This is a genomic window from Zoogloea sp. GW822-FHT05C07 (assembly GCF_058800215.1).
The window spans coordinates 3742287-3754520 of the sequence record NZ_CM179510.1; the positions used below are offsets into that span (position 1 = coordinate 3742287).

At 65.9% G+C, this 12234-nt stretch carries 7 protein-coding genes and 3 tRNA genes; 5 read left to right on the plus strand and 5 right to left on the minus strand.

Annotated features, from left to right (window positions below; genetic code table 11):
- Nucleotides 1–87: 87 nt before the first annotated feature.
- Entirely contained in the window at nucleotides 88–2415 is a 2328-nt protein-coding gene (locus tag AC3QL2_RS17350) for a Tex family protein (RefSeq protein ID WP_493235085.1), read from the minus strand.
- A gap of 182 nt (nucleotides 2416–2597) precedes the next feature.
- Between AC3QL2_RS17350 and AC3QL2_RS17355 the strand changes: the two genes are divergently transcribed.
- The gene (locus AC3QL2_RS17355) at nucleotides 2598–3785 is read left to right on the plus strand and encodes a hypothetical protein (protein WP_493235086.1); all 1188 of its coding nucleotides are present in this window, start codon (nucleotides 2598–2600) and stop codon (nucleotides 3783–3785) included.
- A gap of 61 nt (nucleotides 3786–3846) precedes the next feature.
- On the opposite strand, the gene AC3QL2_RS17360 is transcribed toward AC3QL2_RS17355, so the two are convergent.
- From AC3QL2_RS17360 to AC3QL2_RS17370, 3 genes are read right to left on the minus strand one after another with little or no spacing between them, the layout of a single operon-like run.
- Complete coding sequence (locus AC3QL2_RS17360) at nucleotides 3847–4695, minus strand: D-hexose-6-phosphate mutarotase (protein WP_493235087.1); 849 nt, start codon at nucleotides 4693–4695, stop codon at nucleotides 3847–3849.
- A gap of 44 nt (nucleotides 4696–4739) precedes the next feature.
- Nucleotides 4740–5339 (minus strand): DNA-3-methyladenine glycosylase I, encoded by a 600-nt coding sequence (locus tag AC3QL2_RS17365; protein ID WP_493235088.1) that lies wholly within the window; start codon nucleotides 5337–5339, stop codon nucleotides 4740–4742.
- A gap of 2 nt (nucleotides 5340–5341) precedes the next feature.
- On the minus strand, nucleotides 5342–8029 hold the full coding sequence (locus tag AC3QL2_RS17370) for a bifunctional acetate--CoA ligase family protein/GNAT family N-acetyltransferase (RefSeq protein WP_493235089.1): 2688 nt from the start codon (nucleotides 8027–8029) through the stop codon (nucleotides 5342–5344).
- A 374-nt stretch (nucleotides 8030–8403) separates the two neighbouring features.
- Here AC3QL2_RS17370 and AC3QL2_RS17375 point away from each other — a divergent pair.
- The 3 genes from AC3QL2_RS17375 to AC3QL2_RS17385 all read left to right on the plus strand — a co-directional run bounded on the left by AC3QL2_RS17375 (nucleotide 8404) and on the right by AC3QL2_RS17385 (nucleotide 8703).
- Nucleotides 8404–8480, plus strand: a tRNA-Pro gene (locus tag AC3QL2_RS17375).
- A gap of 27 nt (nucleotides 8481–8507) precedes the next feature.
- A tRNA-Arg gene (locus AC3QL2_RS17380) sits at nucleotides 8508–8581 on the plus strand.
- Between the two features lie 46 nt (nucleotides 8582–8627).
- A tRNA-His gene (locus AC3QL2_RS17385) sits at nucleotides 8628–8703 on the plus strand.
- Nucleotides 8704–8876: 173 nt separating this feature from the next.
- Here the strand turns inward: AC3QL2_RS17385 and AC3QL2_RS17390 are convergent.
- On the minus strand, nucleotides 8877–11258 hold the full coding sequence (locus tag AC3QL2_RS17390; RefSeq protein ID WP_493236681.1) for a hypothetical protein: 2382 nt from the start codon (nucleotides 11256–11258) through the stop codon (nucleotides 8877–8879).
- A gap of 347 nt (nucleotides 11259–11605) precedes the next feature.
- Between AC3QL2_RS17390 and AC3QL2_RS17395 the strand changes: the two genes are divergently transcribed.
- Nucleotides 11606–12229: a methyl-accepting chemotaxis protein gene (locus AC3QL2_RS17395; protein WP_493235091.1), complete on the plus strand. Its 624-nt coding sequence runs from the start codon at nucleotides 11606–11608 to the stop codon at nucleotides 12227–12229.
- Nucleotides 12230–12234: the final 5 nt, after the last annotated feature.

A 12234-nucleotide genomic window follows, 5' to 3' on the forward strand; every position in this document is an offset into this window, starting at 1 on the left:
GGGGAAAACAGCGCGACGCCCCGGAGGGCGTCGCTGGAAAATCAAACAGATGGAACGGATTTTAGCCGTCCCGGAGTGGGCGCGGGCTTATTTCTTGAGGGCCTTGGCGAAAGCGGAGGCCAGCGAGCCGGCCAGGGCCGGTTCGCGGTTCGGCTTGCCGGCCTGACGCTGGCCGCCGCGCGGGGCGTCGCGCCGATCACTGCCAGGTTTGTGGCCGCCGGCCTGGGGCTGGTCCCCCATGCGCATGGTGAGGGCGATGCGCTTGCGCGGCAGGTCCACTTCGGTGACCTTCACCTTGACCACCTGGCCGGCCTTCACGATGGTGTGCGGGTCCTTGACGAAGCGGTCGGACAGGGCCGACACGTGGACCAGGCCGTCCTGGTGCACGCCGATGTCCACGAAGGCGCCGAAGTTGGTGACGTTGGTGACCACGCCTTCGAGGATCATGCCGGCGGCGAGGTCCTTCAGGTCCTCGACGCCTTCCTTGAAGCTGGCGGTCTTGAACTCGGGGCGCGGGTCGCGGCCGGGTTTGTCGAGTTCCTTCAGGATGTCCTGCACGGTGGGCAGGCCGAAGCGTTCGTCGGTGTAGCGCTCGGCCTTCAGCTGGCCGATGGTGCGGGCGTCGCCGAGCAGGTCACGGACGTTCTTCTGGATGTCGGCGAGGATGCGCTCGACCACCGGGTAGGCTTCCGGGTGCACCGCCGAGGCGTCGAGCGGGTTGCTGCTGTTGGTGATGCGCAGGAAGCCGGCGGCCTGCTCGAAGGTCTTGGGGCCGAGGCGCGGCACGTCGAGCAGCGCGGCGCGGTTCGGGAAGGGGCCGTTGGCGTCCCGGTGGGTGACGATGTTGGCGGCCAGCGTGGCGTTGAGGCCGGAGATGCGGGTCAGCAGCGCGACGGAGGCCATGTTCACGTCCACGCCGACGGCGTTCACGCAGTCCTCGACCACGGAATCCAGCGCGCGGGCCAGGCGGGTCTGGTTGACGTCGTGCTGGTACTGGCCGACGCCGATGGACTTGGGATCGATCTTGACCAGCTCGGCCAGCGGGTCCTGCAGGCGGCGGGCGATGGAAACGGCACCGCGCAGGCTGACGTCCAGGTCCGGGAATTCCTTGGCGGCCAGCTCGGAGGCCGAATATACCGAGGCGCCGGCTTCGGACACGACGATCTTGGTCATGTGCAGCTCGGGGCGCAGCTTGATCAGGTCGGCGGCGAGCTTGTCGGTTTCTCGGCTGGCGGTGCCGTTGCCGATGGCGATCAGCGACACGCCGTGCTTCTCGCACAGTTTGGACAGCGTATGCAGGCTGCCGTCCCAGTCGCGGCGCGGCTCGTGGGGGTAGATGGTGGCGGTGTCGAGGAGCTTGCCGGTCTGGTCGACGATGGCCACTTTGACGCCGGTGCGCAGGCCAGGGTCGAGGCCCAGCGTGGCGCGGGCGCCTGCGGGGGCGGCGAGCAGCAGGTCCTTCAGGTTGCGGCCGAAGACGCGGATGGCTTCTTCTTCCGCCTGTTCGCGCAACTGGCCGAGCAGTTCGAGTTCCAGGTGCAGGGAGATCTTGACGCTCCACGCCCAGCGCACCGTTTCGCGCAGCCAGGCGTCGGCGGCGCGGCCCTGGTCCTTGACGCCGAAGTGGCCGGCGATGCGCCCTTCGCAGGGGTTGGGGCCGGGCGTGCTGCCGTCGGTGGGATCGGAGTCGAGGGCCAGTTGCAGGCGCAGGAAGCCTTCGTTGCGGCCGCGGAACAGGGCTAGCGCGCGGTGGGACGGCACGGTGCCGATGGCCTCGCGGAAGTCGAACCAGTCGCGGAACTTGGCGGCGGCCGGGTCGTTCTCCTTGTCGGCGATCACCGTCGAGGCGACCACGCCGTGGTCCTGCAGGTATTCGCGCAGCTTGCCGATCAGCTCGGCGTCCTCGGCGAAGCGCTCCATCAGGATCTGGCGCGCACCGTCGAGCACCGACTTGGTGTCGGCGAAGCCGGCTTCGGCGTTGAAATAGGCGCCAGCTTCGGTTTCCGGCACCAGGGTCGGATCGGCCAGCAGCGCATTGGCGAGGGGCTCGATGCCGGCTTCGCGGGCGATCTGGGCCTTGGTGCGGCGCTTCTGCTTGTAGGGCAGGTAGAGGTCTTCGAGGCGCTGCTTGGTTTCGGCGTTCTCGATGGCTTCACGCAGGGCGGGGTCGAGCTTGCCCTGTTCGTCGATGCTGGCGATCACCGCGGCGCGGCGGTCTTCCAGTTCGCGCAGGTAGCCGAGGCGTTCTTCGAGGTTGCGCAGCTGGGTGTCGTCCAGCCCACCGGTCACTTCCTTGCGGTAGCGGGCCACGAAAGGCACGGTGGCGCCTTCGTCGAGAAGCTGCACGGCAGCGAAAACTTGACGGGGCTGTACACCTAGTTCGGCGGCAATGCGTTGTTCGATCGGCAGAAGCATGGACGGGGGAAGGCCACAAAAAGGGCGCATGGTGCAGAAAGGCAGCCGCGCCTGCAAGCCCGTAGCCGGTGGAGTTTCCGGTAAAATCTCACGATTATCCATGTCGCGCAGACTGCCGTTTTCGCGTACATCCAGTCGGAGCGCCCCTCGGGGCGGTCCGGCACAGCAGGAGAGCACACCGCATGAATCCCAAGATTGCCGCGCTGACGCTGGCGCTTGGCCTGATGATGGCCGGAGGCGAAGCCTCCGCCGCCCATCACCAGGCCAAGGCCGGTGCTCACAAGGCAGCCCCGGCTGCAAAGCCGGAGGCCAAAAAGACCGCCAAGGCCGGAAAGTCTTCCGACGCCAAAGCCAGCGCATCCAGGAAGACCGCTTCGGCCAAGGCCGCCAAGGCGGAAACGCCGCGTCACGCCGCCAAGGCCGGTCGTCACGAAAAAGCCGCCGTTGCCGAGAAGGGCGGCAAGGCGGGCAAGGCCGAGCGCAACGATCGCCGCCATCACGGCAAGGCAGTGAGGCACGAGCGGACGCCGCAGGTCGCCGCGCCGCTGTCGCCCGATGCCAAAGCCGCGGCCAAGGCTGCCGCGCTGAAGACCGTCGAATCCCGCGTTGAGCCCCCGAAGCCGCCCAGCCGTAACCATGGCCGCGCCATCGGGCGGGAGGCGTATGCGCCCATGACGGGACGCGAAGCGTTGGGGCGTGAGGCTTTCACGCCGAATTCGGCACCACTGCCGCCGGCAGAACGCCGCGCCGCCATCCCGGTGCCGCCGCAGGTTGTGTCCGGCGGGCGCCAGACCGTGGTGATTCCGCCGCCGGCGGCCGTCAGCGCGTCGTCGGCTCCGACAGTTCAGGCAGCGCCGGTGGCCGCGCCGCAAACCCACGCCGTGCGTGCTCCGTCGGTGATCTCCACGGCCGGCATGTCGGCGGCTGAAGCTGCTGCCGCGGCTGCTGCCGCGGTCAATGTGCAGTCCGCTCCCGAAGCGGCTCCCGCTCCGGTACCGCGTCCGGCGGTCCTGTCGTCTACCCCCGCGAGCGCACCGCTCGCTCCGGCGCCGAGTTCGTCCGCACCGTCCGGCAATGTACCGCTGGCGGTGACGACGCCGACGCCGTCGCGGCCGGCACGCGGAACCGCGCGGGCCTATGCGATGGATGGGGCGACCTTCTACCAAGGCGGCCGCAAGATCCGGGTTCAAGGTCTGGATTCACGTGAGCCGGGCATGACGTCCGAGCACGCCACTCAGCGCCTGCAACGGGCGCTGGATGCAGGCAGCGTGACGGTGGAGCCGGTGGAGATGGACGGCTCCGGCCATACTGTCGCCATCGTCCGCGTGAATGGCCGCAATGTGGCCGACACGGTGCGCGCGGCTAACTAAGCGCTCCAAGGGCGGCAAGGAAACCCGGGTCGGCCCGGCGTTTCCTTGAGGCCGCAGCTCCTTACATTGCGATGAGGGTCTGCCGGCCCCACCAGTTGGTGCCGGCAGCCAGTTCGACAGGCTCCTTCACCGCGGCGGCTTCGACGCACAGCATGCGGCGGAAACCGTCGGCAGGCATGTCGGCGAGCGCCGCGCACTTTTCCTCCCACGGATTCCAGATCACCACATCGGGGAAGTTCTCGGTGTGGATGCCCATCGCCCGGTGATTCTCCCGTACCAGCAGCGTACGCGGCACGCCGTGGTACACGCGGTCGACTTCGCTGTCGATGGCGAGGCCGACGCCGGTTTCCTTCTTGATCCGGTCGCCGTCGGCGCTGTCCCGGTATTCCAGCCCACGCAGGCCGTCGACGCTCAGGGCCTCGACTTCGCGCACCTTCAGGTAGGTGTGCAGGGCGGCGGTGAAGCTGAACGGCGTGTCGCCGGTGTTCTCGACCTCCAGTTCCATATCCAGGCGGTCGCCACCGATGGAAATGCTCATTTCAGCGGCAAACGCGTGCGGCCACAGTGCGCGGGTAGCGTCGTCGTCGATGAGGCGCAGGGTCGCTACGGCGTAGTCCTTGGCGGCACGGGTGTTGGCGACTTCCCAGCGGCGGTTACGGGCGAAGCCGTGCTTGGGCAGCGGGCCGAGACCGGCGAACTGCGGGAAGCACACCGGCACGCCGCCGCGGATGGCTGTGGCGCCGTCGAAGACGGCCTTGGGGCTCAGGTAGAGGCGGTCTTCGCCGCCGGCGGGTGTCCAGGACAGCACATGGGCGCCGAACAGGGAGATCAGCGCCACAGCGCCGTCCGGCGTCTGCAGCTTGAGAACGGGCTGGCCGTGCAATTCGGCGGTTTCGATCTGGTCGGTCATGTTTCGGTTTCGCGGGCCGGCCGCGGTGGGCCGGCGCTTGAGTGTTACAGAGGGCGCGATGATAACGCGACGACTTCCCGGTGGCGGAAGCAGTCGGTGGTGTGATCGTTCACCATGCCGGCGGCCTGCATGAAGGCGTAGCAGATGGTGGTGCCGACGAAGCGGAAGCCGCGCTTTTTGAGGGCTTTGCTGAGCTGGTCGGACAGCGGCGTGCTGGCCTGGGCGTCGGCGAGGCTGCGCAGGCTGTTGTGGATCGGCTGGCCGTCTACGAAGCGCCACAGCCACGCGTCGAAGCTGCCGAACTCGGCCTGGATTTCCAGGAAGGCGCGGGCGTTGTCGATGGTGGAGGCGACCTTCAGGCGGTTGCGGACGATGCCCGGATTGGCGAGGAGGGTGGCCTGGTCGGCTTCGGTGAATCGGGCCACGACGGCCGGGTCGAAGCCGGCGAAGGCCTGGCGGTAGTTCTCGCGCTTGCGCAGCACGGTGATCCACGACAGCCCGGCCTGGGCGCCTTCCAGGGTCAGGAGTTCGAACAGCGCCCGGTCGTCGTGCAGTGGCACGCCCCATTCCTGATCGTGGTAGGCCTGGTACAGGGGATCGTCCCCGCACCAGGCGCAGCGGATGGGCTGGCTGGCGTCGCTCATCGTCAGCCTTGCAGGGTCAGGATGCCGTGCTTGACGGTGTTGTCTTCCGGGTCGTTGGTCAGCACGAAGCCGAGGCTGGCGACGAACTTCAGCATGCGCTCGTTGTTCGACAGGAAAATGCCGGTCATGGCGTGCAGGCCGCGGTTGCGTGCGGTTTCGATCAGCACGCCCATCAGGCGCCGGGCCAGGCCGCGGTGCTGCCAGTCTTCGGCGACGACGATCGCGAACTCACAGGTTTCGCCGTCCGGATTGACCGCGTAGCGGGTCACGCCGATCTCCACTTCGACACCGTCTTCCTCGATGGTAGCGACGAAGGCCATTTCCCGGTCGTAGTCGATCTGCGTGAGGCGGGCCACCATCGCGGGCGGCATCTCGCGCAGGGTGTTCATGAAGCGCAGGTACTTGGTTTCCGGTGACAGCTTGCGCACGAACTCGATTTCCAGGTCGGCGTCTTCCGGCTTGATCGGCCGCACGGTGATCTCGCCCTCCGGCATCGAGATCTTGGTGATCAGGTGCGACGGATAGGGGTGGATCGCCATGTGGTCGTAGCGGTCGGCAGTGGGGGCGATGTTGTCTACCACGATGCGCGCGTCGACGGCGACGGCGCCGTGCTCGTCCACGATCAGCGGGTTGATGTCCATCATGCGGATCCACGGCAACTCGCAGACCATTTCGGAGATGCGCAGCAGCACGAACTCCAGCGACTCCATGTTGATCGGCGGCATGTTGCGGTACTCGCCGAGCAGCGTGGATACGCGGGTGGACTTGATCAGATCCTTGACCAGGTAGTTGTTGAGCGGCGGCAGGGCCACCGCACGGTCGGCCTGGATTTCGACGTGGGCGCCGCCTTCGCCGAAGGTGATCACCGGCCCGAAGATCGGGTCGCGGAAGGCGCCGACCATCAGCTCGCGGCCGTAGGGCTTGATGACCATCGGCTCGATGGCGACGCCGTTGATGATGGCGTCGGGGCGCTTGCGCTTCACTTCCTCCAGGATTTCCTGGTAGGCGGAGCGCACGGCGGCGAGGCCGTTGAGATTGAGGCGCACGCCGCCGGTGTCGGCCTTGTGGGTGATCGACGGCGAGTCGATCTTCATGGCGACCGGCAGGCCCAGCTCTTCGGCCAATACCATTGCCTCGGTGGCGGAGCGGGCGACGACGGTCTGCGCGATGGGAATCCGGAAGGCAGCCAGCAGGGCCTTGGATTCCATCTCGTTGAGGTTCTTGCGGCGCTCGGACAGGGCCGTCTCGATGACCAGGCGGGCGCTTTCCACCGACGGCGGATTGAGGTCGGAGGACAGGGAACTCGGCGTCTGCACCAGCAGCTTCTGGTTGCGGTAGTAGGCCGAGATGTGGCCGAACAGCTCGACCGCCGGTTCGGGCGTGCGGAAGGTGGGAATACCGGCGGCCTCGAACAGCTTGCGCCCTTCGCGGACCTGCTCCTCGCCCATCCAGCAGGTGAACACCGGCTTGTCGGCGGCCCGTTCGATGTCGATGACCTTTTGCGCGACTTCGGTGGGGCGGGCCATCGCTTGGGGCGTCAGGATGGTCAGCACGCCTTCGACGTTCTCGTCGGCAAGCACGATGTCGAGGGTCTTGCTGTAACGCTCGGGGTCGGCGTCGCCGATGATGTCCACCGGATTGCAGTGGGACCAGTTGGCCGGCAGGATCTCGTTGAGCTTGGCAATCGTGCCATCGGACAGGGTGGCCAGCGGAATGCGCAGGTCGGCTGCGCGGTCGGCGGCCATTACGCCGGGGCCGCCGCCGTTGGTGATCACGGCCAGGCGGTTGCCGCGCGGACGGAAGTGGGAGAACAGCGCGTTGGCGGCGGCGAACAGCTGGCCCATGTTGTACAGGCGGATCACGCCGGCGCGGCGTAGCGCGGCATCGAACACCGCGTCCTCGCCGACCGTGGCACCGGAGTGCAGCAGCGCGGCGTGGGAGCCGGCCGGGTGGCGGCCGACCTTGATCAGCAGCACCGGCTTGACGCGGGCCGCGGCGCGCAGCGCGCTGACGAAGCGGCGCGCGTCCTTGATGCCTTCTACATATAGGAAGATGCTCTCGGTGCGGGCATCCGAGACCATGAATTCGAGGACCTCGCCGAAGTCGATGTCCACCGAGGTGCCGAGGGATACGACCGACGAGAAGCCGACATTGTTGGGCCGCGCCCAGTCGAGGATCGCCGAACAGAGGGCGCCGGACTGGGAGATCAGGCCGATCGAGCCCTTGATGGCACCGCCGTGGGCGAAGCTGGCGTTGAGGCCGAGCTCGGGGCGCAGCACGCCCAGACAGTTCGGGCCGAGCAGGCGGATGCGGTGGCGGCGGGCGTTCTCGACGGTGTTCTTCTCGAGCATGCGGCCGCGCGGGCCGGCATCCGAGAAGCCGGAAGGCAGCACCACCACGGACTTGCAGCCGGCGCGCCCACAGGCGTCGACGATGGCCGGCACGCGGTCGGCCTTGGTAGTGATGACGGCCAGGTCGAGGCGCTGGGGGATGTCCTCGACGCTCTTGTAGCAGGGAACGCCCAGCACCTGGTCGTACTTGGGGTTGACGGTGAACAGCTTGCCCTTGAACCCGGCCTCGAGCATGTTGCGGACGAGGATGTTGCCGAGGGACAGCTCTCTTTCGCTGGCGCCGATGATGGCCACGGAGCGGGGCTCGAAGAGGGGCGTGAGGTAGTGCTGTTCGTTCATGATGGGTACTCGGGTGAGTGCGAATCGTGCGGCTATCGGGGGCCGTTGCCACTGGGCTTCGGGGCGTCTGGGGCCGGGCCGGATTTTACCCTGCGGGGGGGATCCTGGTATTGGTAATCCTACTGATTTATTGCGTTGCACAACGAAAGCTGTGATCTAGGTCAATTTCTGTGAATTCAATTTGTTGTGCGCACGCAACGCTTACCCCAAAAGCATGATCAAAGTGCAGGCAGGCAACAATGGCGCGGAGCTCCGGGGAGTGGTTTCCGTGGTGTGGTGAGAGTGCAGGGCAGGCATGAATTTCGATGGGCATGAAAATTCGTGCCAATTTTTGTTTGACGGGACGTCGATAGGTGTGTACTATTCGCGGCTCTCGGGGTGTAGCGCAGTCCGGTAGCGCGCTTGCTTTGGGAGCAAGATGTCGGGAGTTCGAATCTCTCCACCCCGACCAAAGCTTAACCCGGGTACCCACGGCGAACTGCCCGTAGCTCAACTGGATAGAGCACCGGCCTTCTAAGCCGGGGGTTACAGGTTCGATTCCTGTCGGGCAGGCTCTGAAAAGTTTCAGATCGGCGATTTCGATCGATGGTCAACAGTGGCGGCATTAGCTCAGTTGGTAGAGCACTGGATTGTGATTCCAGGTGTCACCGGTTCGAAACCGGTATGTCGCCCCAAGTTAAAAAGAAAGGCCCTGAGTAATCAGGGCCTTTCTTTTTGTGCGCCGTCGCCTGCGGGCGCATTCCTGCGGGGTGCCGCATGCTGCTGTGCGTGTTGTCTTGCAAGTCCGTGCGGGGGGTGCGGCGCAGACCGGATTGCCCGGCCTGCCCCTGTCTGGTGTTTCGCCTCTTCAGGGAATTCGTCCCTTGTCGTCGGACAGGCGATAGAGGAAGACGTTGCTGCGGACACCGTTCGCCAGGATGTAGGCGTTGTATTCGGGCATGTAGCGAAAGCGCCCGAAGGTGCCCCGGATGCGCGGTGTGGTGGCCGGATCGCCGGGCTCAACGCTGCTCTTGGCGGCGTGGCGGGTCCAGATGCGCTTGTCCACATCCAGCGTGTAGATGTCCCCTTTGCTGCACCACGCCGTCAGCCTGTCGGCTTTTGAATCAAAGACTAGGCCTGGCGAGTAGCACTGCTCGATGTCCGTATCGCCCGATGCGCCGAGCCGCTGGGGCTGGCTCAGTTCGCCCTTGGGGCCGACCTGGTGGATTTCTGCTGTTCCCGAGCCGAGGATGACGAAGACCCGCCGCTTTGGGTCGAGCTCGCCGACGGTGCCGATCTTGCGCGTCGGAAGGCCTTTCTGGGTGATCGTCCATTCCTGGCTCGCGGGGTCGAAGGCCCCCGCTTCGGAATAGCCGCGCATGATGAACTTCCGGGCGACGGGGTCGTAGGCGGTTGACATGTTGTATTCGAAAAGCCTGAATGCCTTTCCGGGCATCGGCTGGCTCTCCATCCAGCCGCTGGCGTCTTCTTTCTTGAGGTCGAACAGCCAGGTCTGTGCCGAAGCGAAGCCGTTGGCGCTATAGGTTGCACCGCCGGCGGCGATCAGCCAGTCCTGGTCGGGCAGGTATTCGATCTGGTCGTAGGAGTGCACGGAAATCGGGCCGGTGAGGGCATTCGCGGCACGCCCTGAGGGCGACTGCGATGCGCCTTCCTTCCGTTCGCTGGCGGCGCTGTTGCCCAAGGCAAAAGGCGTCGGCTCGCTCAGGCGCGTCCAGCGGGCCTCCCGCATGTCGAATCCATATAGTTCATTGCCAGCGTAGGCGGAGTGGCCGCCGCCCCAGACGAGCAGGCGATGCCGGCGGGTGTCGTAGGCGCCGCCGCTGTAGATCATGACGTTCTCCGGATTGCAGCCGACCAGTCCGGTGATTACGTGCTCATAGGCGTCGCGAATCGCTTTGACCTTGCAGGCGTCGGTCAGCACGTTGAAGAGCTGGGAGCCGGGGATCTCGAACCAATGGCCCGGGGGAAGGTTGTGCAGGATGCCGACGAGCTGCATTTTTGTTCCGCCGGCTGGCTTGGCGGGCGGAGGTGGTGCGGCTGCGGCCGCGACGGCCGCTGGGTGGGCTGCGTTGTTGCCGGTTTGGGGGAGGGGGACTGTCGGAACGGGGGCGGGGGGCGCAGTGTCGGGTGGATTGCATTCGCTCGGGATGGGCTGCCCTGGTGCGGCGATCCGGCACCTTGAAACGATGACTTCATCGAACCACGTGGATGATTTGGGGCTCGTGTCGTTCGGATCCTTGTTGGTCATGTAGGGCAGCAGCCACAGCTTGCCGAATTTGGCCTGGGGGTGTCCGTCGGCGGGGCCCCAGCCGCCCCGGTAGGAAGATGCCTGGAGCGGGTCTCCGCCGGCGAAGTGCTGTCCTTTCGGGATGACGACTTCGGTCTGGCGGTGAAGGAGCTGGAAATCCTCTCCTTGATAGGCGGCATACAGCTCGAAGCTGGAATGGATGTAGCCCGGTTGTTCCTTGCCGGATACCGAGCTGACCGCGCGGCCGTCCGGCCCCAGTTGCAGGTGCACCATATAGGTGATCCATTCGTCGGGGCGGTAGGTGGCGCAGCCGGACTGATCCAGCATGTCGGGATGGTTGATGCAGGCGTATTGGCCGGTGTCGGTCCGGCGCATGTTCTCACGCGTGATGACCTGCCTGCCCATGGCATTGCCCGCGTATGCGCCTGCCTGCAAGGTCTGTTCGAACCACACGTAGCGCCCGCACTCGATATAGCCTGTCGGAAATGGCGGGCGACTCCCCGGATTGGAGCTGACGATCACGACCTCGGCCTCACTGCAGGCGCTGCCGCTGATCGGCTTGCCCGGAGTGGCGCCGGGCATGTCGCCCTGGGCGATGATCACCTGTTTGGCGTTGGCGATGCGCCCATCCTTGGCCGGGTAGCCCGCGATGTAGCGGGCGTCCATGCGTTGCCGCCACGAGACCCAGAACTGGCTGTTGGCCCCGAACTGGTTGGTGGCGTAATCGCCGAACGGGATGGCCATGCTGCCGCCACCTCCTTGCCAGCTCCCGGGCAGGATGTCGAAACGGACCGAGCCGTTGCCGGATGCGCGTACCTTGTTGTCCCAGGCGTTGCTACGGCAGCCAGCCTTGGCCAGGAGGCCGGTACGGACCTGGTAATCGGGATTGCAGTTTTCCCGCTCGTAGGAGTATTTGGCCCATTCTTCGATGCTGTCGAAACCCACGGCGATGAGCACGCCGGAGGCGTGGGCGCGGCGCATCCAGTCTGCATTGGCACTGGCATCGGTGACGGGGGCGGGCTGGGCCGCTCCGTTTTGCGATGCGGCATGCGCGAGTGTGCAGTGCAATCCGCCGAGAGGTGCGAGCACTGCGCAAATCGATGTTGCGATGGAGAGTTTCTCTGGAATGAAGCGAGCTTTTGGCATCACTGTCTCGGCGAGGGGAGTGGCGGAATCGGCATACCGTAGCACTGCTAGCTTGCAGAAGGGCTCGACTCGCGTGTAATTCGCGCGAAGGGCGTCGTGCACACGGTGGCAGGGGCTCAAGCTGCGCCTGTCTCCGCCGTTAATCAGCCGGGGCAGTCGTCCCGCTTTCCGGAGTATCACGTATGAATGCGCCAGAACCGAATTTTCACGGGATAGCCTCGCGCACTGGCGAGCTTGCCCGCATCGTCCGCGTCAATGAAGAGATCAAGGCCATCGTTGCAACGGCTTTCCGTATCAACCTCATGGCCTTGAATGCGATCTTCCTGGCCAAGCGGGCCGGTAACGCAGCGCTGGGCTTTGGTGTGCTGTCCAATGAGTTGCGGCGCTTTGCCCAGGATCTGACCCGTCACATGGCATCCCTGCGGGAGATGACGTCCGGTTCGGTCGGCAGTGTCACCGGCGTCGTGCAGCAGCAGCGCATTGCGGCGATTCTGGCGGCGGCGCTGAAGCTCAGCGGTGATGGCGTGCCGGGCGCGCGGGAGGCCCGGCGGCGTGGCGCTGCGCGGCTTGCCGAGCAGCAGGTACGCCTGCGCTCCCTCGATCTGCGTTTGCGCGCGGCCGTCGAGGAAACCCAGCAGCTAGTCGAATTGGGCGGTGTGCTGGCCCGTTCGGCGAAGATCGAGGCGGCCTATGGTGGTAGCTTCAGTGCGGCATTGATGCAGGTATCGACGGATTTTGCCGAGGTGATTGCGCAGATCAAGCGCTCCCTCGAAGTTCTCGGCAAGGAACGCCTTGTAAAGGATTAGGAAAC